This is a genomic window from Acidobacteriota bacterium, from assembly GCA_035529075.1.
In the GTDB taxonomy this organism is placed as follows: Bacteria; Zixibacteria; MSB-5A5; order GN15; family FEB-12; genus DATKXK01.
Genome location: DATKXK010000014.1, coordinates 290823 through 316161, shown reverse-complemented (window position 1 = coordinate 316161; position 25339 = coordinate 290823). Strand labels below are relative to the sequence as shown.

The following is a 25339-nucleotide window of genomic DNA, read 5'->3' as shown; positions in this document are numbered from 1 at the left end:
GTACGTGTCCGTCGGGGTTCACGGCACAGGCATGCCTGAGCAGGACTAATCCTGAAAAATATCGTCAAGTTTGTCCTGTGCCTTCTCCGCGAAATCGGACGACAGCTCAGGCTCTGCCCCACTCTTGTCCATGATGTCCTGAAACACCTTGGTCAGTTCCATCGCCGTTTCCTTGGCGTAAAGACGGACCATGCCGATGGTCGTCCGCTCGTCGAAGACGACGACCAGAATGGATCGCTCGCCGACCAGCGACATGTGAATGTGGTCCTTCTTTCCCTGGTGGAACAGCACGGAGAACTCCGGTTCTCCGACCAGGCGGGCGATCTCCTTGGTCGAGGCGAACGACCCGGCCAGCAGCGCGGCCAGGGCGGTCGTATCCAGCGAATGGGTAAAGCCCTGCCGCGTGATCAGGTGACCGTCCTTATCGACCAGGAGGGCGCACTTCGCCTCGCACCCCTTCAACATCTTGCTCAAAAGAGCGTCTATCTTGTTGATTTCCTCTTCGTAGATTATCAGGCTATTGTCGGACATTACAGCCTCCCTATTATCTTATTCCGAACAGGCGTTTGAAGAACCCGCGCTTCCGCGTAGTCCCCCGCAATCGTAGCGATGGTGCCATCTGGGGGGCATCCATGGAACTGTCGTCGTCTCGGGCCATTCCTGCAACGTCGTCGGCGCCGGTGGGCTCTTCGCTCACGCTGTCTGTTTCCCGGGCCGATGCCGGCGCTTGCTCGGCCGGCGACGCCTTCGGCTCTCGTGACCTCGGTTCATCACTTCCCGGGTACGGCCGGTAGCCCGTTTCTCTGCCGGCCTGGGGTTCCTTCACGGCCGCCGAACTCGCGGCGCCCGCAGCGGCGGTCGACGCCGAGGTTGCCCCGGCTCCCGCCGCCGCCGTCGAACCAGCCGGTACGCGTTCGGTCCCGGCGGGTGATTCGACCTGTGGCTGTTTCTGAGCCGAGGCGATCTTGGCGCTGCTGGAGCTCTTGGCTCTCTCAAGCACGAGTCTTATTATGAGTTTCAAGGTGTCAAAAACACCGTTGCCTATGGTCGCTGACGCCTCGAAGTACGGCCAGTTACTGCCGTTCAACCTCTCCTGCAATTCTTCGATCGAGGCCACTCCCGGCAGATCCCGCTTGTTGTACTGCATAACGAGCGGCAGCTTGTTTATGTCGTAGCCGTACTCGACCAGGTTCTCTTCCAGGTTGGCCAGCGATTCAACGTTCTCGTCCATCTTATCAGGCTGGCTGTCGGCGACAAAAACCAGGCCGTCCACACCGCGGAGCACCAGTTTGCGCGTAGCGTTATAGTAGACCTGTCCCGGTACCGTGTAGAGTTGTATTTTCGCCTGGAACCCGTGGATAGTACCGATATTGATAGGTAAGAAATCGAAATAGAGCGTCCGGTCTGCCTCCGTTGCCAGCGATATCAGCTTGCCCCGCGTGTTCGGCGGAACCTTGCCGTGAACGTACTGCAGATTGGTCGTCTTGCCGGACAAACCCGGACCGTAGTACACAATCTTGCAGCAGACTTCACGTGCAGAATAGTTAATCGATACCATATGTCTCGATCCTCAAGTATTCGACCCGGTCAAACGGCCATTTGCAGCCTGCCGATAGCGTGTTTGATCTCCAGTCGAATGAGCCCAATGTTGACGTCCTTCTCCGTTGTGACCACCAGAAGGCCCGGCCCGGCATCGCTGAAGAACAGCTTGGCGCTGTCCGCCTCGATCGTGACCTGAGACAACGGGCTGGTATCCAGCCGATCGAGCGACTTCTGGATAGTGGAAGTGATCGACGCAGCCAGGGCACCGACCGTCTCGCCCTCGAAGCCGGTCTTCAGGTCAGCGGCAATTACGATGCCGTCCTTACCGACAACCATCGAACCGGTGACGCCGGGCGTCTTATTCAGTTCGTTAAGTACTTGATACATGCGTGCTCTCCAGCTTGTCTACAGCGTTCTGCGTGTAGCGCTCGGCAGCGTATTTGTCAATCATGTCCATCGCTTGATTGATGCGTATATTCAGAAAGTCGTCACTCTGCCTGTCCGAAATCACCATCAGACGGAACGACTGTTCACAGGCGACGACAATCCGTTTCCGGCTAAGCGTAAGGTCGATTTTCTCGGGTACCTCAAGACCGCCGCGCCCCAGAACGGCACCGTTACCGTCGAAAAGCAGCAGCGACAGAGGCGCCCATTCTTCGGGGTCAACGTCGCCCCGCTTGAAGTTTGCCAGAAGCAGGCCTTCGTGATCGACCACACAGGCCAGATCCACGGCGGCGTGTTCACCGATGTAACGTACGGCGCGCTCGAAGCCGTTGGTTTCACTATGAGCCAGGACCGGGCCCGCCTCGGTGGCGCCCGCGTCGGCAACCCCCGGGCGCTTCGCAGCAGGTGCCGCGGTTCGTGATACGGCGGGTCCGAAGCTCTTCTCGCGCGAGCCGGCGAAGGAGGTCCGCCGGCGCTGGCCGGGATCAGTGGCCGGCGACGGTCTGACGGGCCCTCTCGGGGCGGGCCTTGCCTGGTAAAACTGCGCCAGCACCGGCTTGAGTACCAGCGGCGTGGCCAGCACGTGCAGAACGACCGCCGGAAGATACCCCGACATGCCCATGGTCACGGCAACCTGAAGGTGCAGGCTGTAAGCACCGAAAATCAGCCCTCCGAAAACGGCCCCTACGCCGAACCGGTACACAAGGCAGGCACCACTTGCCTCAACGAGCCGCAGCAGCGTGACGCGGCGGTTGAACAGGAATACCACAACCCCGTAGTAGACAAGTTCGTAAAACGCCGTTATCAGGGACGCCTTGGCCAACTGCGTGCCGAACTGTTCAGGGAATACGACCATCGGCACGATCAGCAGAACGAGCGTAGACAATATCAAACGACGTCCCATACGTGGTGTCAGTTCCATAACAATCCCCTGTTCATACGGCCTCATAGTCGCCGACCAGGCCTGATATCTTCATCCTCAGCCGTCCGAGGTTCGTGTCCTTACTACCTGCGAACAGAAACACGTTTTCTCCAACGCGTACGAGGTAAAAGACCGGGCCGCCGGTTTCGATCAGAATCGCCCGGCTCTGGCCGAAAGAAGCTTGAACGAGTTCCTGGTTGAGGAGGCGGTGCAACTCGGCGAAGGTGGCACCGCAGGTGGTGGCATCAAGATTCAGCGCCCACTCCGACTCAACCACCAACCCTTCCCGGTTAATGAAGAGTGCTCCCTGCAGTCCCGGCAGGGCAATTGCCTGTCTGAGAATCTCGACCACGGCCAGCTCGGCCGCCTCCGGCTTCGGGCCTTCCGCAGGCTCCGGAGGCCCTGCAGGAGCGACAACCGCCGACTCGATCTCTTCTCCCCTGGCGGCCGCCTGCTCGCCGGGTAGCTTTAGCGCAATATCAAGCAGCTTCCTGATCTGGCTGTTGCTCGAGTCAGCCTGGTGCAGGCGTTTCAGGAGCTTTACCGCCCCGGCAAACTCTCCCTTGTAGATGTATATCTCGGCCAGAAGCAGCTCGATCGCCCGGCTCTTGCCGTCCAGTTCAATGGCCTTCTTCAACTCGGCTTCCGCCCAGTCCAGCAGGCCGCGATCGAGATTGACCTTGGCCATGACGATATGGGCCGAACTGTAGGACGGATGGATCTTCAGGCCGCTCTGGCAGATGCGGAAGGCACGCTCCAGGTTACCCTTCTTACGGTAAGCCTCTGCGAGAGCCGCGAAAATCTGAGAGTTCGGATCCTGGTCGAGGATCTTCTCACATTTAGCGATACGATCGTCTATTTCGGGCGCGACGGTCATTTACGTATGCTTTGTAAGTGCCTTAGTCACAATCTGCTATGAAAAGTGCAATTCAGTCGCACGTTAATTATACGCCGTTACATAGGGTTATGTCAACCCTTAAAGGCATGTTATCCGAGCGTCTGTCTGGCGGCAAACAGGCCGTAAAAAAAGACTCCGGTCATCAGCAGGAGCAGCCCCGGCACGACCCATACGGGCAGGGCCAGTACTTCCATGTCGTGTAGCAGTCTGACCAGCTGAACCAGGGCCAGCAGGGCAAACCCGGTGACAAGCAACTGCCAGGAGCGGGCAAGCATCCCCCCCCGAACGATGGACCGAACCTGCAGACCCACGACGACGCAGGCGCAGGCAAACACAAGCACTACCACGCTGAGAAGGCCGGGAGGCGAGGCGATCACCGCGACGTTCGCTGCCTCGGCGCTGCCGAAACTCACCAGGGTTAGTGCCAGAGCGACAATGATTCTACTCTTCATGATCTATCCTCGCAACATCTTGACCAGTTTGTCCGATCTGCTGATCGTTCCGTAGAAACTGCTCTCAAGGCCGTACCGCTTGACCAGTTCCCGTCGAACCGCCAGCGGTCCGGAAATCTCTTTCTTAACCTTTGTCACCGTATCCCGGTATATCCCCTCACCCAGCAACTGGAAAACGTAGGTCAACTGTTCGGAGAGCATCCTCTCCAGACCGGACATAAGCTGATAGTAGCGCGTGGCCACAGGTATCGCCCGGAACGCCGCGAGGAACTTGTCAAACGGCGGCAGCAGGTCCGAGTTGGGATCAACCCCCGGGAAGTAGTTCAACAAGCCGTTGCGGTACTGAGAGGCAAACTCAGGGAACCGGGTATTGTGATCCCCGAGCGTTCGCTCGATCTGCGAACGGATTTTATGGAAACACGATGAGTAAAGGCTGAAGGCGATGGAGAGGATTACTTCCTCCTCGTCTTCCTTCTCGGCACCTTCCTGTTCGCGCTTGCCGGCTACTTCGACGAGGTTGTTCAGAATCAACCGGTAAGCCGCTCGAGAGGTCACGAACTCACCCATGGGCGACAGATCTATCAATTCCGGCATGGTGCGTTCGGCATTGATCAGTGAGAGGAGTTTGAACTCGTCAAGCGATATGGTTAGTTCCTCCCGGGCCACCTTGGGCGATTTGGCGATCCTGAGCAGCACGTCGTCAGGCGGGAGCACTTTCTGGATCTCCATCCACTCGTCGATCCGGCGTGTTCCCTCCATGATGACGTTCATGGTGTTAAGCTCAATGAGAAACGGCGTATTCTTGGGCGCGGTATTCTCGTGGAAAGTGAAATCGCCCTCCTGCCAGGAGAACAGATTGTACACGATCTCTTCGATCTGCATCTTGAGACACTCGGCGATTTCTTCCTTGTCGAAGAGGTTCATGTCCATGAGAGTGGTGCCCAGTTGGCGACCGGTCTGTTTATGCAGAACGATGGCCCGTTCCAGATCCCCCTTGGAGATCTTCCCCCGCTTTAGCAGCATCTGGCCGAGCAGGTCCTCGGTGCTGTTGACCGAGGAAGCGTGGATGATGTTGCCGTCCTTGAAGGCCACTTCCTTCTGACGCGTGGATGTCCGGCATTCAAGGACACCGGTTTTCTTGCCGGTAGCCAGGAGCTGCAGCACATCGGGAAAAGCGACGGTCTTAAGATTACCGGATAAACCCATCCCTTAAGTCCTTCGGATCAATTCTGTTTCGCGGTGTTTCACCGGCTCTGATATTTCTTTGGTATTATCGGGAGAAAGGCAGCATTTCTTAATCGGCGCGTTCGGCTGGCGTCAGCGGATCCGCTCGCTGCCGTGGCCGAGCGGTATCCGCAGACTGCCGCGCTCTTTAAGCACGTAGATGAATTCAGGCAGCACCCGGTCCGGGTTGAAGTCAGACGGATCATCCGTATCATCCGGGTACTGTGCAACCCTTGAACAGACGATGAGGCTATAGCCAAGCTCCCGCAGAGTCACCCACTCGCCGACGGTCGGCGACCACGAGCGACCCAGAACCAGGATCGCTCTGAGCGTATCCGGCAGGGGGGTCGAATGGGTGTCGTTCAGGCCGTCGGCAAACAGCATATGGGCGCCCCGGGCGTGCAGCCAGAACCCCCGGTCATCGGCAAGGTAGCCGGGCTCCGGCGGCCCATCGCCGCTACTGCCGAAGTAGCGCACGTCCAGCGGTGTTCCGGCTCCGCCCTTCCGCGCCAGAACGTCAGCAAACATGGCGGCCGCTCGCCGGTGGACATAGACGGGTCCGGCGTCGAACTTGCCGGCCAGGCGAATGACGTCATCGACGGCGTCGTAATCCGTCGACAGCAGGAAGATTCTGTCCAGACTTTCAAGCTTCAAATCCGCAAGCAACGGCTGAAATACTTTCTCATCCAGCGCGTACGTCACGCCGCTCAGGCCGTGCAGGATCAAGTCAGTTCCGTCCGATTCGCTTCCACCGACAAAGGCTGCAATTCCACCCGGGACCGCGTGGAGCGATACCCACCGTTCCGTACCGGCCGTGGCCCGGACGACGGCAAAAACCAGCGCCAGATTGATACCGATCAACGCTGCCAGCATCGCCAGGCGGCGGGCCAGGCGATGGCGGACGGCCAGGGTGAACAGAACAACCAGCGTGTAGGCAAACACAGCCGTCGGAACCGAGAGGCTGTCAGGCAGAATCGTGCTGACCTCAAGGACGGGAATCTGATCACCGCCGAATTGTCTGAGCGCCGCCACCACCAGCAGCAGCAGCTTGTCGATTACGGAACCGACAAAGAGCCCCAGCATGGGCCATAGAATCTGAGCCGCCAGCACGGAGAGAACGCCGATAACGGCCAGTGAAACCAGAGGGACGATAACAAGATTAGCCAGCACCGAGATGACCGGAATCCGCCCGAAATAGTACGCGATAAGGGGCGTGGAGCAAACCTGGGCCACGACGGAGATCATCAGCGGAAAGACCAGCCAGCGGTACCACCAGCGGCCGTGGAAGGTTTCAAACCGTGCCGACAGACGCGGGACGATGAAAATCAGCCCCCAGGCCGTCACGAATGAAAGCTGGAAGCCCACATCGAAGAGCTGGGACGGCTGAACGATGAGAATGATAAGGGCGGTCAGGGCAATGATATTGTTCAGGTTGTGGCGGCGCTGGGCAAAGCGGGCCAGAATCACCAGAACGGCCATGACGGAGGCCCGAACGACCGACGGCTCACCATACGAGAGAGCGGTGAAAACAACGATGACAACCAGCAGAATGACGGCCCTGCGAAAAGGCGGCAGCGAGAACGGCCGCATGAGAACGATAAAGAACATCAGCACGAGCGTGACGTTTGACCCGGAAACGGCCAGCAGATGCAGCGTGCCGCTGTCACGAAACATCCGGTAGACCTCGGGCGGGATGTTTCTTGTCTCGCCGATGAGAAAGCCCGTCGCCAGCGCCGCGGCCACCGGTGAGAGGTTCTTGTTGAGCGTGGCGACGACCCAGCTGCGAAGGTTATCCACGACCGAGAGGAACCCGTAACGGGCACGCCGGTCAACGCGCACGTCCAGCAGCGTCGGCAGGTAGACGATACCGGAGACTCCCTTGAGCGTAAGGTACCGCCGGTAGTCAAAGCCCGAACCGTCCCCGGCCGGTGGCAGCCCGTAAATTCGCCCCCTGAACTCCACGCGATCGCCTCGTTGCAGCGACGTCGTGGTATCCGTGACTTTCAGAAGGATGGCCCCCTGGACGTCCTGTGTCCGGTCCGATACGAGGGAGTCCACGGCCACCTTGATTTCAGTCCGGCCGGGCCGCAGTTCCGGCCAGTCGGCGACGCTACCGTAGATGCGATAGATGGCCCTCCCGGATACCGCGCGACTGAGATGGCGCGGCCCGACGTCAACGTACTGGTGACTGAACTGAAAGGCTGCGAAGCCGGCCATGCAGGCGCTCAGGAGAAGCACGGCCGGGACCGTACGCGCCGTCGTGTACGCGAAGGACCCCAGGACGAGGGCAACCAGGGAGACTATCAGGAAGGACCATGAGGGCAAATGAGAGGAATCGGCCGTCACGATTCCTGCGACAACGAATATCAGTACAAGCAGGCTCGGGTACTTACGAAACACGCGGGAGTCAGCGCTCGGCACTTCCGCCGAACAGCCCCTTTTTCAACAGCGAGAGTTCCTTTACTCTCAGTATATAACACAGGAACAGATAGCACAACCCCCCAACCAGGAGAACGGTGATCAGGTGCAGAATGCGCCCCGGGACCTCCGGCAGGCTCTCGGTAAACTGAACCGGCAACATCCTGACCGCAAAAAGCGCGAGATGGGCCGCCACCGCCAGCTTGACGAAACCAAGAAGGCTATCGCGAATCGAGACCGGCACGCCCTTTTTCGGCAGGTAATACAGCAGCAGGCCGAAATTCAGCAACGCGGCCAGGGAGGTCGCAGCCGCCAAGCCCGCGAAACCGAGCAGCTTGATCATCGGATAGTAAAGGGCCATGTTCACGAGCACCGAGAGGACGGAAATCCGTGTCGGCAGCCGGGCATCGCCAAGGGCGTAGTACACCGGGGCGGTGACGCGGACTGCAGCGAAGCCGATCAAACCGTACGAGTAGTGCAGCAGAGCCAGGGCCGTGTTGGCCGCGTCGGTGGACGAGAACTGGCCCCACTGGTAAATGAGGGCAACGATGTCGCGTCCGAACAGCGCCAGAAAGGCCGCCGACGGCAGAATAAACAGCAGGTTCAGGCTGAGCGCTTCCCGGTACAAGCGGGCCAGTTCCTTCATGTCGGACCGGGCGGCGATCTCGGATGCCCTCGGCAGTGTCACCGTTCCCAGGGCCACCGCAAACACGCCGAGTGGGAAGTGCATCAGGCGATAGGAGTAGTTCAGGTACGAGATGGAGCCTTCCATGAGAAACGAGGCCAGAAGCGTGTTGACGACTATATTAACCCGGCCGGCGGACATACCGACCACCATGGGCGCGAAAAGCCGCACCACCTTCTTGAGTCCCTCATCGAGAAAAGCCACTACCCAGCGAAAGCGGAAGCCGATTCTGATCAGCGGCGGCAGCTGTATCGCAAGCTGGCCGACGCCGCCGAGCAAGGCACCGATCGCCAGAGAGTAGATGGGAACATCAAAGAAGCGGTGCAGCACTAGGACGGAGACGATCATGCCGAGATTGAACACCGCCGGGGCGACGGCGGGCACGCCGAAGCGTCCGAAGGAGTTGAGCATGCCCATGACAAGGGCCGACAGCGACACCAGCAGCAGATACACAAACATCAAGCGGGTGAGATTGACGGTCAGGTCGAACTTGACCGGATCGGCGGTAAAACCGTTGGCGGAGATATAAATAATCAACGGGGTGGCTATGATGCCGAGCAGCACGATACCGCCGACCACCAGAAGAACGGCGGTGGCGACGATGCTGGCCAGGGTAAACGCCTCCCGGTCCGAGCCCTTCACCAACTTCTCTTTGAAAACCGGAATGAAAGCCGACGAGAGCGCGCCCTCCGCAAACATGTCCCGGAGCAGGTTGGGAATACGGAAGGCCGTGATGAAAGCATCGGTGGCCAGGGAGGCACCGAAGAAGTAGGCCATGACCTGCTCCCGGACAAGACCAAGCACCCGAGAGACGGCGGTCCCGGCGGAAACGAGAGAGGCCGATTTAGCCAGTGAACTTTTCTTGATCGCGGTTGTTGACAAAACGGATCTGTCGATTATATTTGTAAGCTGATTTGTTCATAGCCAATTGAAAGGGTGTAGATGCCGGTCCACAAGTCGTGCAAGAAGCGAGTAAGAACCTCCGAGGAGCAGAGGCAGCGCAACCGCGCCTTCCGCTCCCGTATGCGCAACGTTGTCAAAGCGGTCCGTACCGAAACGAGCAAGGAGGAGGCCGCCAAAAAGCTCCGCGAGGCGATCAGCATGCTGGACCAGGCCGCCAGCCTGAAGCTGATTCACAGGGGACACGCCAACCGGCATAAGTCGCGCCTCGCCAGCTTCGTCAACAAGCTCGGTTAAATCCGCCAACACCCTAATCCGCCGTTTATCAAAACAGGTGCCTCGCCAGCCCGAGCAGGCGGGGCTTTTCGCTGATTATCTGCAAAAGGACAGCAACCGGACTAGCGGAGTCAACCGTTTTTGTCTCGAAGTACCGGTCGACCGCCAGGACGATCTCGTCGAGATCGTCGTCGGAAAGCCGGTCCAGAAACTCCTTGATTCGCCGGTAGCGCTGAAGCTGGTCGTGCTTCTGCCTGGTGAACTCTCCGGGATAGACGGCGTGAAGCCGGTCGAGCGACCGGTCCGTCCGTCGACACCACGCCGCGGCGGCTCTTCCGGCCATCTGGCCCGACAACAGAGCGTTGGCGATACCGGCCCCCGTGGCCGAATCCAGGACACGGGCAGCATCCCCGACGACCAGCAAGTTCTTCTCGGCCAGCCTGTCCGGGCCCTGATAGCGCGGCGAGGCGCCGCCGCTGGTGCCCACCACTTCCCCCTCAGGAAACCGGCCGGCCACAAAGCGGTTCAGAAGGTCTTTGGGGCTGCATTCAGAGTCCGCAGCGACGCCAAGACCGACGCCGACTTCATCCGCTCCCCTCGGGAAAATCCACAGATACGAGCGCACGGCCACGTTTGAACCAACGTGGACCTCAATCTGGTCCGGTACTACCGAAACTTTCCTGACGTAGTATTGAAGGAAGGATTCGGTGGTCCGGGGGTCCAGGCGGTTATCGATTCCGGCTATGCGGGCTATCGTGCTTTCGACACCGTCAGCCGCTACGACGACGGCGGCGCTGATGGGTAGCTCCGGGTTGTCCGAAGATTCCACGACGACACCCTGAAACCCTTCCTGCCCGGACTGAAGCCCGGTGGCCCGATGGCCGGTCATAAGTGTCCCCCCGGCAGCCTGGAAAGCATCGGCGAGACCCTGCTGCATGGCCGGACGGTTCAGGATGTAACCGGCATTGGGCAGGTCCAACTTATAGGTGTGCCCGGATGGAGAAACGAGCAGCCCGTGATGAATACGGGTTCTGATCCAGCCTGGTTCGATGTCGAGGATACCGTCAACCGAGACCCTCGCCACTCCCTCGCCGCAGTTGAGCGGATACCCCACGCGGTCGCCCTTTTCGACTATCGTAACGCTGATACCTTCGCGGACGGCCGTCAGTCCGGCCATCAGACCGGCCAATCCGGCGCCGACAACCAGGAGATCGCACGAACTACGCACAGGCCAGCCCCAGAGCGGTAACCGGGCAGAACAGCACGCAGTCACCGCATAGGTCGCAGAGTCCGGCCATACAGACAATTTCGGATCTTGTTAGTACGAGGGCTTCGTGAGGGCAGATGGGAACACACCCCCCACATCGCAGGCAGACGTTATTGTCAGTTACAAGCACGAACAAATCTACCGGGGCGTCCGCTGCGATTCAAGCGGTTTTTCAACGGTTCAACAGGTAGACGTGCCCTGTGAAGTACGTAATTCTGTGGGAACTCTCTCGATAGGCAATGAGATCGCGAAGGAACAATCCCTTTTCTTCGATTGACGTGTTCGATCGAAGCACGGACAAGGGAAAGTCAATGCTGAGTACGCGGGAAGCCGGCTGGACTCTGAGCACGTGCGGCGGGTACAGCCGGCCGGAGGCGACGGCTGTTGCGACGTCATCGAGGCTGAAAGAGGGCAACGTTACGGTGCCCGTCAGCGGCGCTGCCTTGTAGACGACGCCCGTCCAGAGAGTCTCACAGCGCACCGGCATGTACCGGCCTTTCCTTTCGATGGCGTGGAACACGTGCTGCAAGGCTTCAGGACAGCCGGTGCAGTTTGTCTGGCGCAGGAACACCCGTTTGGAGCCGGCTTTCTCGAATGAAAACTGCAGTTCCAGAGTACCCACCGGCGGGCTCGACCCGTCGTCGCAGACGGCCATCTGGTCCGGAAAACCGGCGACTATCTCGGTCAGATCCTCCAGGCCAAAGCCGACAAGTCCCAGCGGTTCGTCCAGGACACGCAGGTGCTCACAATCACAGATCTGAACCGGCAGGTGCTGGATTCCCATATCCACCATCTGCCGAAACATTTCAGAGCCGTCAAGCAGGAGGTATCTGTCCTGCTCAAGGTGCATCACGGGGAACGGGTGTCTGATCACGTCGTAGGGCGTCCGCTGGACCGGGAAGCGGCCGGCTTCTCTGGACGGCCACTCATACGGATAGACCCGGTGGCAACTCAGCAGGGTGATATCTGGAATCAGACCGGCGCTCATGTCCGCGTCCAGAGCAATCCCTGTGCCCTCTCTCGGGCCGGATTGCCAATTAACTGTCAGTCAGCAGGATAAACGGCAAAGGGGCCCGGGATACGGCCGGGATGCCCGGCCGGGGGGCAGGCCGAATCACCCCGACAAACCTGCGACTTCACAATTTGTGAAACTACCTTCGCCCCGCTCTGAACCCGGGTGCCGGTCAGCCCCGACCCCGGCGGCGCGGATTCTCGATCTTACCTCGGGTAAACAAGCGTGGCGGTCTGACAACTGACAGACCGCCACGCGGATCTTCGGCCTCGGGGGCGCGCGGCCGCCGTCTACTCAACGCAGCCGGGCAGCAGGTCGGGGCCGGACATGAACAGGTAGGCAATGAGCAAGGTAACGTCGCCAATATCGACGATGCAGTCAGCGTTAACATCTGCCGCGTTGAGATCAGACAACGGCAGCTTGGATATGAAGAGATAGTCGATCATTATAGTCAGATCGGCAATGTCGACGACGCCGTCAGCATTCAAATCGCCGTTCTCGGCCGGCACAAACGATTCTCCGAAGTAGTCGAGCGCCTTGGCGATAAGCGCCTGGGCGGAGGCCGGCGTCAGGTAGTAGATCGGAAACGACAGGGCGATGCGTTTGCCCGTCGGTCCGTCATAGGCCACGCCCACCGGCTCCCCTTCAAAATCCGGGTAGTCGATATACGAGTCGTAAGTATAGATAACCGTGGCTCCGGGCCTGACCTGCAGGGCCGGGATATTCGGCCATTCATCAATGCCGCGAGCGGGGTCAATCTCGACTGACGGCCAGCCGTCCTGACCATGGGCACCGACGAAATCAGGAGAGCCCCAGTAGTTATAACCGGAGATCATGAAATCGGTGTACAGCATGTGACTCGAGGGAACAGGAGAGCCGGACCATCCGAGAATCGTGTAGTAGCCCGAAATCAGCAGGTTGGTTCCGAACCCGGAAAACCAGTTGAGCGTGCCGATGCTCTCGTCAATCGTCTTTCGAGCGGGGTCGTCATCTATCCAGATCAGCGAGGAATACGGGCCGACCTGTGATCGCGTCAGCGTATCCTTCGACTCCTCCAGAACGGCCAGACCGTGCGGAACGCCGGCAAAGACAGTATCGAGCCAGGCTTCCTGCTCGGCCTGTAAAGGAATGTACTGATTCTCTTTGGAAAACGCGTCGGCCACCATCGGCCCCCCGTCGAAGGTAGCGGCGTACGCGCTCACGGCAACCGACGGCGCGGATTCATGGCCGTCGAGGTCGACGGCCGTCACCCGATAATGGTATTCAATCTGTCCGAAAACGGCGGTGTCGACAATGCTGGTGCCGGACACGTAAGACCGGAGCAGCACGAAGCTGCTCAGGTCATCCATCCTGCGATACACATTGTAGTCTGAAAAATCGGCTTCCCGGTTTGCATCCCACGAAAGAAGTATGGCCGCAGAGTCGGACTCGACGTAAGGGTTCAGCGGCGCCCTCGGATAGACAAGCGGCATTTCGGAACCTTCGATACCGTAAAGCGACCGGTACCCGTTCGGAGCTTCGCCCATGGCGAGGAAGTAATAGCGGACGCCCTCGGTGAGGTCTGTCCATTCATAATGACAGGCACCGGGAGTGACGAGGACAGAATCGGTATACACGCCGGGACTCACGCCTCGATAGATCCGATACGATGCGTCAGGGGAGCAGGGGGACCAGTGGATATCAAGCGACTGACCATCCCCAATATCAACTATGTTGTCTACTGTCGGTGGTCCCGGCGACTCGGCGACGATAAGCACCGAGGCCAGCATCATCTTGACGACGTCAGTCATGTACGGGAAATTCAGCCGGGACGAAATATCCAGGATGGTGTGCCAGCCGGCCGTGTTGAAATTCGTCTCAATGGCGTGGACGACGCTGAATCCCTGGTTATAGAACGATGAGTGATCCGAGTTGCTTGACATCACGGGGAGTAAAATGGGCATTAGCGAGGTCAGCCGATCGCCCGCCGCCCCGGTGATGTCGCGATAGATCTCGATGTCTCCGCCCTCCACGTCGATATACCAGGGCTGTCCGCCGGTGAAGCCGATCATGTCGGCGTTGTACATGACCTCGACATCAACTCCGTCCTGTTTCAGTTCCTGGGCAATGTGCCGGGACCCGACCAGACCGATCTCCTCGGCCGTGACCGGGACGAACATGATAGTCTTCCGCACCGGGACATCGGCCAGGACGCGTGCCAGTTCGAGAACGAGTGCGGTTCCGGACGCGTTATCGTCGGCCCCGGGTGCGTAAATTTCAGTGGGCTGAGGCTGATCATAGGTTACCGCATCATAGTGCGCCGCCACCACAATTACCTTCTCAGGTTCGGCGTAACCCGGCTTGACAGCCACGACATTCCACAACGGGCCATAGTACCAGAAGTAAGGCGCCGTGACATCCGTATAGCCCCAACTAAGGAATTTGGAAACCATCCAGTCCCGGGCGCGGTCTATGGAATCAGTATAGACGTAGCGCGTATAGAAGTCCTCGAGCCTGGTGTCAAAGGCGAAAACAGAGTCCAGACTTACGTGGTTGACGAGCGTGTCCGTTGGGAAACTCGCTTCCGGCGCAACCGGCGCCGCAACTACCGGGGGCGTATAGTGGAAATCGATGGGCCGGTCCGTAAGCCGAATGGCCGTGTATCCCGTCTCCTGGGACAGCATCGACGCCGCCACCCGGCTCATCTGAGCCAGGTGCAGGCCCAGGCCGAGTTCGACAGTGCGTCCCAACTGATCCAGGTCAAGCCCCATGGCCGGGCCGCGGGCGCACGCCTGAAAGACCACGTAACTATTTTCGATATCCGCGTCCGGCAGCACGATCTGCACTTCAATGCCGACATCAGCCAGCCGTTGCTGCATAACCTCGGTAAGCACGACGACAAACTTCTTGTTTGTCTTGCCGTAAGCCTGTCCGATGATCTCGGTGGCCTGTTCCATGTCGGTCTGGCTGTTGATTGAAACAAGACCGATGTCCTCGGCTGCGGAGAACGAGGTCAAGAGAAGTATGACAAGACAGGCGATCAGTGGCTTGCTGCCAGCGGTCATAGCAACCTCCGGGGCTCAAAAGATTTCCGTATTGACAGTTACGGTCGGCAGCCGGTAAAGCTTAACGGTTTGCCGACCATATTCGAAGTAACGCAACCTCTTATAATTTAACAAGATGGGCCGGCCTGTCAAGCAGAAACATGGCGGCGTTACCCTGTCTGGTTGGCTGCTTGCAATTGGGGGCAGGGGAAAAGACCGATGGCCCGGCCGGGGCCGAGCCATCGGGCGGCAGGTTGCCGCTCAGTAAAACGCCGAGATCGCAACTACTCTACACAACCGGGAAGAAGCTCGATCTCGCTGATAAACAGGTATGCGATCAGAGTCGTCAGGTCGCCAATGTCGATAACACAGTCAGAGTTAATATCGGCAGTATTCGGGTCGGATAGAGGCTGCATCGAGATGAACAGGTAGTCGATCATCAAAGTAAGATCGCCGATATCCACCACCTGGTCGCCGTTCAGATCGCCGTTGTCGGCCGGCACGAACGCCTCGCCAAAGTACTCGATCACCTTGCTCATCAGCGCCTGCGACGAGGCCGGTGTCAGGTAGTACATCGGAAACGACAGGGCAATCCGCTTCCCCGTCGGCCCGTCATAGGCTACGCCCACCGGTTCCCCTTCAAAATCAAGGTCCATAAACGAGTCGTACGTGTAGATGACGGTAGCTCCGGGCCTGACCTGCAGAGCCGGAATGTTCGGCCACTCCATCAGCCCACGGCTGGGATCCATCTGGATCGACGGCCATCCGTTCTGACCGAAGGCACCGACGTAGTCCGGCGACCCCCAGTACGTGTATCCGGAGATCATGAAATCCTGATACAGCGTATGGTCCACGGGAACCGGCGAAGCCGACCAGCTCTGGATCGTCCAGTAGCCGGAGATGAGCATGTTACCGCTGTACCCTGCATACCAGGTCAGGGCGTCACTGCTCAGGTCGATTGTCTTGCGACCCGGGTCATCATCAATCCAGATAAGCGAAGAATACTGACCGGCCTGGGACCGGTTGAGAGCATCGCTGATCTCCTCGAGCACCACCAGATCGTACGGCAGATCGGCCATTATAGTATCAAAGAAGGCCACCTGTGCCACTTGGTCGGGGATGTACTGGTTCTCTTTGGAGAACGCGTCGACAATGACCGGCCCGCCGTCAAAGGTGGCGGCATACGCGCTGACAACCTCAGAGGGCGCTGACTCGTAACCGTCCAGATCGACCGCCGTTATCCGGTAGCTGTACTGGACGTGTCCTACTACGCTGGTATCGGCCAGACTCGGATCCGTCACTTCAGACTTGTACAGCGTGAAATCGCCTACCTGGGCAATCCGCCGATAGACGTTATAATAGGCAAAATCAGCCTCGGCGTTCTCGGCCCAGGAAAGGTCTACAACGGCCGAGTCCGTCGTGGCGACGGGACCCTGCGGAGCGCGCGGATACAGCAGCGGCACCTCCGAGACTTCGACGGCGGACAGCGTGGGGTAGCCGTTGTCTGCCGTTCCGGACACGAAAAAGTAGCTTCGGATCCCCTCGGCCAGTCCGGTCCAGACGTAGGAGCACACGCCGGTGCCGACTTCAACGCTGTCAGTATAGACGCCCGGGCTTTCACCGCGATAGACTACATAGGACACGTCCGGCTGACAGTTCAACCAGTCTATGTTAAGAGACTGACCGTCACCGGCATCGACGAGGGCCGTGATCGGTTGGGACGGTGATTCGGCTATGATCGCAGCCGAAACCGTCGCCATCCTGACCGCTTCAGTCATGTACTCAAAGTCCAGGAGTGACGAATTATCGTTCTCGGTATGGAACCCGGGGGTAAAGGTGGGTTCAGAGCCACAGACGATGTCATAGCCCTGCTCCCAGAAGGCGTAGTGATCCGATCCGCCGGAGATTTCGTAGAACAGCGGGTTCAGGTCCGTGACACGCACGGCGGCGGCAGCCGTCACGTCACGGTACACCAGATTGTCGCCTCCCTGCAGCTCGAAATCCGAGGAATACGCGCTGAAGCCGATCATGTCGTAGTTCATCATCACTTCGACGTTGCTGCCGGCAGCGCGGTAATCCCGGGCTTCCTTGCTCGAACCGTGAAGGCCCCCCTCCTCAGCGGAAAACGGAATGAACACTACCGTTTTCCTGAGGGGAACGTCGGCCAGGACACGGGCAGCTTCCAACACGGCCGCTGTGCCGGAGGCATTATCGTCGGCCCCCGGAGCGTGTACCCAGGGAGGGACATCCTGATAGTACGTTGTCGCATCGTAATGGGCTCCGATAACTATGATGCGGTCCGGTTCAGCGTAACCCGGCTTGACGACTTTGACGTTGTAGCAGGGCACACTGTCATATGGATCGTAGTAATCAGTTGCAGGGAACGAAGGTGTGGTGACGTCGGTGTACCCCCAGTCAAGGAATTTCTGCACCATCCAGTCGCGGGCACGGTGAATCGAATCCGTCCGTATGTGACGGGTGTAAAAATTCTCCAGGATCGTGTCATAGGCCTGGACTGAATCCTCGAGCACGTAACCGGCCAGCGTATCGACGGGATAGCCGTCCAGCCGCCACGCAGGCGATGCAACCGTCGGCGGTTTGAAATGGAAAAAGACCGGGTTGTCCTGCAACGCGATTACCTTGTACGCGGTCGTCATGGCCAGAGTCGAGGCCGCTACGCGACTCATTTCCACGAGACGGACGCCATGCTGAAACTCAACCGTGCGCCCGAACTGCTCGAAGCGAACCCCTGGGACGTCCCGCCTGACCTCGGGTGGGAGGACAAGATAGGTGAGCGCAACGTCAACGTCAGGCAGCACGCTTTCAACGTCTATGCCGATGTCCGCAAGAGCGTCGCGAGAGGTCTCGGAAACTACGACAATGAACTTGCCACCTACTTTTCCGTATGCGTGCCCGAGGATCGCCGTCGCCTGTTCGACCTCCACCTGACTCGAGAGACTGACCAGACCGACGTCATCCGCCTGGACGAATTGGGCAAGTGAGAAAACGAGGACGGCGATGAGAGATGTCATCCTGGTGCTAACCATAGTATCCTCCTGAAGACAAAGAAGTATGTTACTCAAGTGGTTCAATTGACCGCGCGCTCGTGTCTGGCGCCCCACGGGATAATGAGAGGTACTCCTATACAATTTAATTTAGCCCTTCCTCTATGATTGTCAAGAAAAAAACAGTACGCCCCGCCTTGTGCAAACCTGTCTTCCGGTCTCTTGTCACGGTACGACCGACCGACTCAAGCGCAGCAACTGCGCCCGCTCACGTGCCCGGGCCGGGAACGGCCCTCACCGACACGGCTGCACCCTGTATCCTGCCTACTCGACACAGCCCGGGAGAAGATCAACCCCGCCTATGAACAAGTAGGCGATCATCATTGTAAGATCGCCAATGTCGATAACACAGTCAGAGTCGATATCGGCGGCATTCGGGTCGGAGAGCGGCAGCTTCGACATGAACATGTAGTCGATCATCAAAGTGAGATCGCCGATATCCACCCGGCCGTCTCCGTCGATGTCTCCGTTGTCGACCGGCACGAACTCCTCACCGAAGTACTCGATCACCTTGCTCATCAGCGCCCGCGACGAGGACGGTGTCAGGTAGTAAATCGGAAACGACAGGGCAATGCGCTTCCCCGTTGGCCCGTCATAGGCCACGCCCACCGGTTCCCCTTCAAAATCAAGATCCATAAACGAGTCGTACGTGTAGATAACGGTAGCTCCGGGCCTGACCTGCAAGGCCGGAATGTTCGGCCACTCCGTCAGCCCACGGATGGGATCAATCTGGACCGACGGCCATCCGTTCTGACCGAAGGCACCGACAAAGTCCGGCGTCCCCCAGTACGTGTATCCGGAGACCATGAAATCCTGATACAGCATATGGTCCACGGGGACCGGCGAATCCGACCAGCTCTGGATCGTCCAGTAGCCGGAGACAAGCATATTGGTGCTGTATCCGGCATACCAGGCCAGGACGTCAGTGTTCACATCGATTGTCTTGCGACCCGGGTCATCATCAATCCAGATAAGCGAGGAATACTGACCGACCTGGGACCGGCTGAGAGTATCGCTGATCTCCTCGAGCACCACCAGACCATACGGCAGGTCGGCCATTATGGTGTCAAAAAAGGCCACCTGCGCCGCCTGGTCGGGGATGTACTGGTTTTCCTCGGAAAAGGCGTCGACAATGACCACCCCGCCGTCAAAGGTACCGGCAAAGGCGCTGACAATTTCAGAGGGCGCTGATTCGTTACCGTCCAGATCAACCGCCGTTATCCGGTAGCTGTATTCGATCTGCCCCATGACGCTGGTGTCAACCATAGTCGTTTCGGCAACCGGAGACCTGTATAGTACGAAACTCCCCAGCCCTGTAATCTGCCGGTAGACGTTGTAGTAGGCGAAGTCGACCTCGGTGTTTTCCATCCACGAAAGCTCTATGAGGGCGGAGTCGGACTCCGCCATCGGACTTCTCGGTGAACGAGGAAAGACCAGGGGTGTTTCAGAGTACTCAACGGCCCCCAGGGACCGGTAGCCGTCGGCGGTAACAGCCGCCACGGCGAAGTAAGCCGGGACGCCCTCGGCCAGGCCGCTCCATACGTAGGAGCAGGCGCCCCCGGCAACTACCGCGGAATCAGTGTAGACGCCCGGGCTGTCCCCGTGATAAACCGTGTAAGTATACTCGGGACGACAGCCGGACCATTGAAGCTCGAGTGCCTGACCATCGCCGACGTCGATGAGACTCACAGCGGGAGCCGACGGTGACTCGGCCACGATCGCCACGGAAGCAAGGCTCATCCTGACGGCCTCCGTCATAAAGGTAAAGGTGAGCAGTGACGACACGTCATTCACGGTGTGATACCCTGGAGTCTGCACTCTTTCATGTGCATAGACGATATCGTAACCCCGCTGATAGAACGGGTAGTGATCCGAGAGAGCATAAACGGGAACAATAGATACGGTGAGCGGAGTGAGGCGAGCGGCGGCAGCCGCCGTCAGATCACGGTACACCTCGTTCCTGCCTCCGAGCAACTGGAGATCAAACGAGGGACCTTCAATATAGCCGATCATGTCAAGGTTATACATCATCTCGATGTCGGTACCCGCGGCCTGGAAGTTCCGGGCCGCCAGTCCGGAGCCGACAAGACCCTGCTCTTCAGCCGAGAACGGTATAAAGACCACCGTTTTCCTTAGCGGTATGTCTGCAAGAATCCGGGCCGCCTCGAGTACGGCCGCGGTACCGGAAGCGTTGTCATCGGCACCCGGGGCGCACTCCCACGGCGGTAAGGACTGCGGGTAGGTTGTCGCATCGTAGTGAGCACCGATCACAATCACCCGGTCGGGCTCAGCATAGCCGGGCTTGACGACGTGTACGTTGTAGCAAAGGTTGGTCTGCACCGCGAACTCGGGCGTCGAGATGTCCGTGTACCCCCAGTCAAGGAACTTCTGAACCATCCAGTCCCTGGCGGCGTTTATCGAATCGGTCCCAATGTACCGTGTGTAGTAATCCTCCAGCCTGGTACAGTACGCGTAAACGGAGTCGAGTTGCACAAGGTCCGCCACGGTATCAACAGGATACTGCTCCTGCCGCCATCCCGGCAGCGAGACGGTCGGAGGGTTGAAGTGAAAACCGACCGGGTTATCCGAGAGTGGAATGGCCTTATACTCGGTCGTTGCGGAGAGTGTCGAGGCCGCCACACGGCTCATCTGCGCGAGGCGAATTCCCTGGCCGAGATCGACCGTTCGCCCGAACCGGTCAATATCGACCCCGGAGACTTCGGGCCGCGCGCACGGTCGGAGTACGAGGCAGGCATCGGAAACATCTGCGCCCGGCAGCACGATTTCGGGATGCATGCCGGCCCGTGCAAGACTTCGCCGCGTTTCCTCGGACACGACGACAATGAACTTACCGCTGACCTTGCCGTAGGCCTGCCCCAGGATGGCTTCCGCCCGTTCTACCTGAGCCTGACTGGTCAACGAAAGCAGACCGATGTCGTCCGCCCTGATCGAGATAGCCGAGGAGAGAATCAGAGAGGCAACAACAAGGATTATTCTCTTGAGCACCATAGTATCCTCATGGAAGCAGAATTGATACCTCTACTAGTGAAGACGAACAGCGGCCGGTAATCGTCCAAGTTCCCGTGGCGCCGCTTGAGGCATATGCCCTTTCTCACGGGTCGGGCATGTGAGGGGGTGTCAGAAGGAAAGAGCCGGGTCGGCGCGTCAGATCTTGAGTCCCTTGAGAATCGGCTTGAATTCGCCTCTGGCAGAGTCGTCAGACGCAGGCTTGAAGGGCAACTCGCGGCCTGCAGGCATACTGGGGAAGTCCGCCGAGGCAACGAGTGATTGGTTCTTACGCGGCTCAACATAGGATACGGCTACATTGAACGTCTGACCGTACTCCCGGATCAGCTTGTCGCGGGCTGAACCCCGGGCGATGTGCCGACCATAACCGGCAAACGAGAATACGAATTCCGGATTCGAGGAATACACGACCAGTTTACTTATCTTTTGTTTCTCAAGCCTCGTTTTGACGAACCGCAGGAGGGCAAAAAAGGCCCCGAATTCAAGGTCAACCGTATCACCTTCGGCCCGGCAACGGAAGAGGATACCGTATGACGGGATAGCAAAGAGAATCAGTCCGCGGCTGAACCCGCGTTTCTCGAAGTACGGGTCCATGTGGCTGTTGTGGAATGCGGCGATATAGCAGTCGATCGGTTTGCTTTCGGAGGCCATACCCCGCTTACAGCAACTGAAATGCCGCGGACAGCTGCCGTAGCCCGCGCGTGATTGTATTGCGGCCCAAAGACTTAACTTGGCGGCACAGGCACCGCGACAACCGCTGTGACGACCTGCTTCACGATTCGTGAAAAAAAATGTCTAATCCCGGCAGATAGACTCCGTGAGAGTTGCTCCCAGTTGGGGTCCAGCCTCGAGATACTTGCCGCCGGCCGTGGCACAGATATTCCCGGCCTCGTTGACAGCCGTACCCTCGGTAATGTACAGCCGACCCTTCGAGGAACGGATCGACCCCGCCAGACGGAGTTTTTCACCGGTTCGCACCGGTCTCGTGAACTTGACGTTCATCTCGGCCGTAACCGCGCAGATACCCAGGGCTAAAATGGCCTTTATCATCACCTCGTCGAGCAATGCCGTGATAATGCCGCCATGGTAGATCCCCCGGTAGCCCTCGAAATCCTCCTCGGCTGTGACCTCCGAGACGGCCTGGCGACCGTCGTAGTAAAAACGCGCTTTCAGGCCGTGGCGGTTCTGATCACCACAGACGAAACAGTGGCGGTACCGTATAATCTCATCCATGCGGGACTGGATAAGCCGGGAGCCGTCCGCTGTCAACACAAGTCCAAAAAAAAGCCCGGCCTGGGCCGGGCTTTTTCCTGAGATTCGAAAGTTCATTCCGGGGTGCACATCTGGGTCGAATATTCGGCCGCCAGTTCGCCGAGCGCGACGTCAACATTCATCAGGCCGTCGGCAAAGGTGACATCGAAGGTCCAGCTGGTGTTGACCGGATCGGCCGAATCCTTCTGGTACGTGGCATCGACAGTGATCGTCATGCCACCGCCGCACGGGCAGCCGCTGTTCCAGTTGCTTCCCTGCTTGTCAATCGTAACGTGGTCAGCGGTGGACTGGATATCGAAGTCCCACCAGACGGTCGAATCGGCCGAGGCGAATTTCGAATGGAGCGTCAGGTCGTGCATGCCGTTTACCGCCGCGATGGCACCGTCGAGACCTGAGAAAGTCAGGTCGCTGTGGATTCTGCTGCTCACATACGACACGGTCGTGTCATCCGTGTTCACGAAGTAGTAGTGCTTGAATACGAGCTTGTCCATGCCCACTCCGGTCGCCTGCGGCACGTTGTTCTTGAGGAACTGGATGGAATCGAGGCCGTAGATCGTCGTGCCAAGCTGACCGAGGAAGTACAGTGCCCAGTCGCCGGTCTTGAGTGAATCCGGCGGCTTGGAACCGAACACAATGTCGTCCAGACCGTCGAGCGACATCGCCGTCATGTTCAGCCCGTCGGTGAACAAGCCTATCGTAGACTCGACAAAGTCCTCGACCTGACTGGACACCGCTGAGAACTGCGGGTTGGCAATGGTGTCGTTGGTGTCACCGCCGTCGGTGATGTCCTCGGTGGGCGCGGGTTCGTCGTCAGAGCAACCTACGACAGTGACGAGAAAGGCGGTCATAACGAACAGACCGACGATGAAGAGAAGAGTGCGGGAACGCATTCTGCGACTCCTTTCGTTTGTCCCGTTCTCCGTCGTGGGTCGCCCCGGGCCTACGTCTACTTCAGCAGAAAGGCCATAATGGCCTTCTGAACGTGTAGCCTGTTCTCCGCCTCTTCGAAGACCACCGACTGGGGACCATCCATAACCTCGTCGGTTATCTCCCTGCCTCGTTCGGCCGGCAGGCAGTGCATCACGATGGCCTTTGGATTCACCCCACTCATCAGAGAACTATTTACCTGAAACCTCTGTAGTTTTCGTTCCTTCTGTTCCGCCAGATGTTTCTGCCCCATGGAGGCCCAAACATCCGTATAAACTACATCGGCATCGGCCACTGCTTCTTTAGGATCGTCCGTAACGAGAACACGGCTGTCGGTATTTCGGCGGGCCCGTTCAATGAACTCGGCCGCGGGCTGGCAGTCACGGTCGGTACCTATCCGCAGATCCATGGGGATCAGTGAGGCAAGGTTCAACCAGCTGTTGACCACGTTGTTCCCGTCGCCCAGATAAGCTATTTTGTAGCGATCTTTCTTCTGGACGTGCTCCATTACGGTGAAATAGTCGCCCAGAATCTGGCAGGGATGTACCAGGTCGGTAAGCCCGTTGACCACCGGCACGGCGGCCCACCGGGCAAGCTCTTCAACGTCGGCCTGCTCGAAAGTCCGGATCATGATCAGACCGAGGTACCGGGACAGCACCCGAGCGGCGTCGGCAATCGTCTCCCGCTTGCCAAGCTGGATTTCCGCATCGGTCACCATCATGGCATGACCGCCAAGCTGGCTGATACCCACCTCAAAGGAGACACGGGTCCGCAGAGATGGTTTGGTGAAAATGCAGGCTACCGACCTGCCGGCCAATGGCTTCGGGGCTATTTCACCGGATTTCATTCGGCGGCAGAGGTCAAATACTTCATGGACCTCTTGAGCGGTCAGGTCGGTAATCTGGCACAATGAACGCGGCATATTTCCTCCGGGGAAAGTGTGTGTTTTCGACAAGTTCTCCGGCGAATAAACTGTCGCGGCAGGGGAATGTCAAGACGGGTCCGGTGGGCCCCCGGTACCCAGACGGGGCGGCCGTTCTCTCGTCAGAGTTCCTCCGGACCCGCGAGAAGAGCGGCAAACCGCGTTAGCTGAACGTAAGACGGCTTGTGCAATCCTTGCACAGTTCCGTCACCATCCCCGGGCTACCGGTCGCTGCCAAAGTCCTTGCGCAGCGTAACATGGGGGGCGATATTGCGTATTGTTTAGAGAGAGGACTTTACGACCGGCCGGTTGCGCTTATGAGTGTACACAAACTACTGTTCGGCGCTTTTCTTATCCTTATAGGCTTGTTACTGCTGGGCAGAACCACCGGCCTTTTCTTTTTCTCGACCGGGAATCTCTCGCGCCTGCTTCTCCCGGTGTTGCTCGTCATCCTGGGCTTCTGGGTGATTGCCCGCAAGAGGCAACATGAACGGCTGGACGAAGCGAGAGTCCGGGTCGAAGACGTCACTTCCGACCGGCCACGGAGCGATAGCGCCGGGGCGCCAACCGATATTGGAACCGGGGTCGGGCGTGCGGCGGAGGCCCCCACCTTTTCCGCGCCGGGCAAGGTCAAGTACAGCAAGGTGTTCGGGGACATCTTTGTCGATTGCCGGGACGTCGACCTGCAGTCGATCGAGGTCTCTACGGTTTTTGGTGACGCCGAAATAAAGCTGCACGGAGGCAGGCTCGCCAAAGGTCTTAACAGGATGGTCATCTCCGGGTTCGTAGGCAATGCACGCATCCTGGTCCCGAGTGACATGCCCATATTAGCCCGGTGTTCCAGCTTCATTGGCGACGTGGAGTTGCTCGGCAGGCGATCATCCGGTTTCGGCAACAGCGTTGAAGGACAGACCCCCAACTACCGGGAGGCTGAATCCAAGCTGTATATCGCCACCAACAGCTTCATCGGGGACGTCCGCATCTACATGGTCTGATCGGCGGCGGCCATGCGAGGGCAGGCGGCCGTAACAATCACGACTTCCTTCCGGTACTCAGTACCGCC

Annotated in this window: 20 protein-coding genes and 1 pseudogene; 3 read left to right on the top strand and 18 right to left on the bottom strand. The window is 58.7% G+C overall.

The genetic code is table 11. From position 1 onward, the window contains the following. Positions 1-45: 45 nt before the first annotated feature. The 9 genes and pseudogenes from VMY05_08910 to murJ form a co-directional block, all read right to left on the bottom strand. On the bottom strand, positions 46-531 hold the full coding sequence (locus VMY05_08910) for a roadblock/LC7 domain-containing protein (protein HUV31191.1): 486 nt from the start codon (positions 529-531) through the stop codon (positions 46-48). A 463-nt stretch (positions 532-994) separates the two neighbouring features. Next, a pseudogene (locus VMY05_08905) lies at positions 995-1558 on the bottom strand (ADP-ribosylation factor-like protein). A gap of 29 nt (positions 1559-1587) precedes the next feature. Then, positions 1588-1929: a roadblock/LC7 domain-containing protein gene (locus VMY05_08900; GenBank protein HUV31190.1), complete on the bottom strand. Its 342-nt coding sequence runs from the start codon at positions 1927-1929 to the stop codon at positions 1588-1590. Then, positions 1913-2908 (bottom strand): hypothetical protein, encoded by a 996-nt coding sequence (locus tag VMY05_08895; protein HUV31189.1) that lies wholly within the window; start codon positions 2906-2908, stop codon positions 1913-1915. The genes VMY05_08900 and VMY05_08895 overlap by 17 nt, the downstream gene beginning before the upstream one ends. A gap of 13 nt (positions 2909-2921) precedes the next feature. Next, positions 2922-3785, bottom strand: coding sequence for a tetratricopeptide repeat protein (locus VMY05_08890; protein HUV31188.1), 864 nt, complete (start codon positions 3783-3785; stop codon positions 2922-2924). 110 nt (positions 3786-3895) lie between these two features. Then, entirely contained in the window at positions 3896-4258 is a 363-nt protein-coding gene (locus VMY05_08885; protein HUV31187.1) for a hypothetical protein, read from the bottom strand. A 3-nt stretch (positions 4259-4261) separates the two neighbouring features. Then, complete coding sequence (locus VMY05_08880) at positions 4262-5464, bottom strand: DUF4388 domain-containing protein (protein ID HUV31186.1); 1203 nt, start codon at positions 5462-5464, stop codon at positions 4262-4264. 111 nt (positions 5465-5575) lie between these two features. After that, a complete protein-coding gene (locus tag VMY05_08875; GenBank protein ID HUV31185.1) occupies positions 5576-7882 on the bottom strand; it encodes a ComEC/Rec2 family competence protein in 2307 nt (768 codons plus the stop codon). Between the two features lie 7 nt (positions 7883-7889). Then, the gene (murJ, locus tag VMY05_08870; GenBank protein ID HUV31184.1) at positions 7890-9467 is read right to left on the bottom strand and encodes a murein biosynthesis integral membrane protein MurJ; all 1578 of its coding nucleotides are present in this window, start codon (positions 9465-9467) and stop codon (positions 7890-7892) included. A gap of 60 nt (positions 9468-9527) precedes the next feature. Between murJ and rpsT the strand changes: the two genes are divergently transcribed. After that, the gene (gene rpsT, locus VMY05_08865; GenBank protein ID HUV31183.1) at positions 9528-9782 is read left to right on the top strand and encodes a 30S ribosomal protein S20; all 255 of its coding nucleotides are present in this window, start codon (positions 9528-9530) and stop codon (positions 9780-9782) included. Positions 9783-9810: 28 nt separating this feature from the next. Here rpsT and VMY05_08860 read toward each other — a convergent pair whose 3' ends face one another. The 4 genes from VMY05_08860 to VMY05_08845 all read right to left on the bottom strand — a co-directional run bounded on the left by VMY05_08860 (position 9811) and on the right by VMY05_08845 (position 17750). Next, complete coding sequence (locus VMY05_08860; protein ID HUV31182.1) at positions 9811-10989, bottom strand: NAD(P)/FAD-dependent oxidoreductase; 1179 nt, start codon at positions 10987-10989, stop codon at positions 9811-9813. Between the two features lie 211 nt (positions 10990-11200). After that, complete coding sequence (locus tag VMY05_08855) at positions 11201-12016, bottom strand: hypothetical protein (protein ID HUV31181.1); 816 nt, start codon at positions 12014-12016, stop codon at positions 11201-11203. Between the two features lie 314 nt (positions 12017-12330). Then, a complete protein-coding gene (locus VMY05_08850) occupies positions 12331-15084 on the bottom strand; it encodes a M20/M25/M40 family metallo-hydrolase (protein ID HUV31180.1) in 2754 nt (917 codons plus the stop codon). Between the two features lie 263 nt (positions 15085-15347). Further along, positions 15348-17750, bottom strand: a complete 2403-nt coding sequence (locus VMY05_08845; GenBank protein ID HUV31179.1) for a M20/M25/M40 family metallo-hydrolase — start codon at positions 17748-17750, stop codon at positions 15348-15350. Between the two features lie 18 nt (positions 17751-17768). On the opposite strand from VMY05_08845, the gene VMY05_08840 reads away from it, so the two are divergent. Then, positions 17769-18065: a hypothetical protein gene (locus VMY05_08840; GenBank protein HUV31178.1), complete on the top strand. Its 297-nt coding sequence runs from the start codon at positions 17769-17771 to the stop codon at positions 18063-18065. Between the two features lie 327 nt (positions 18066-18392). Here VMY05_08840 and VMY05_08835 read toward each other — a convergent pair whose 3' ends face one another. The 5 genes from VMY05_08835 to argF all read right to left on the bottom strand — a co-directional run bounded on the left by VMY05_08835 (position 18393) and on the right by argF (position 24276). Next, entirely contained in the window at positions 18393-21134 is a 2742-nt protein-coding gene (locus VMY05_08835; protein HUV31177.1) for a M28 family peptidase, read from the bottom strand. 159 nt (positions 21135-21293) lie between these two features. Continuing rightward, entirely contained in the window at positions 21294-21806 is a 513-nt protein-coding gene (locus tag VMY05_08830; protein ID HUV31176.1) for a hypothetical protein, read from the bottom strand. 144 nt (positions 21807-21950) lie between these two features. Continuing rightward, positions 21951-22388, bottom strand: coding sequence for a PaaI family thioesterase (locus tag VMY05_08825; protein HUV31175.1), 438 nt, complete (start codon positions 22386-22388; stop codon positions 21951-21953). Positions 22389-22480: 92 nt separating this feature from the next. After that, positions 22481-23317, bottom strand: coding sequence for a hypothetical protein (locus VMY05_08820; protein ID HUV31174.1), 837 nt, complete (start codon positions 23315-23317; stop codon positions 22481-22483). A 56-nt stretch (positions 23318-23373) separates the two neighbouring features. Then, positions 23374-24276, bottom strand: a complete 903-nt coding sequence (gene argF, locus VMY05_08815) for an ornithine carbamoyltransferase (protein ID HUV31173.1) — start codon at positions 24274-24276, stop codon at positions 23374-23376. A gap of 317 nt (positions 24277-24593) precedes the next feature. Here argF and liaF point away from each other — a divergent pair, with 317 nt between their 5' ends. Then, positions 24594-25271, top strand: a complete 678-nt coding sequence (gene liaF / locus VMY05_08810) for a cell wall-active antibiotics response protein LiaF (GenBank protein ID HUV31172.1) — start codon at positions 24594-24596, stop codon at positions 25269-25271. Positions 25272-25339: the final 68 nt, after the last annotated feature.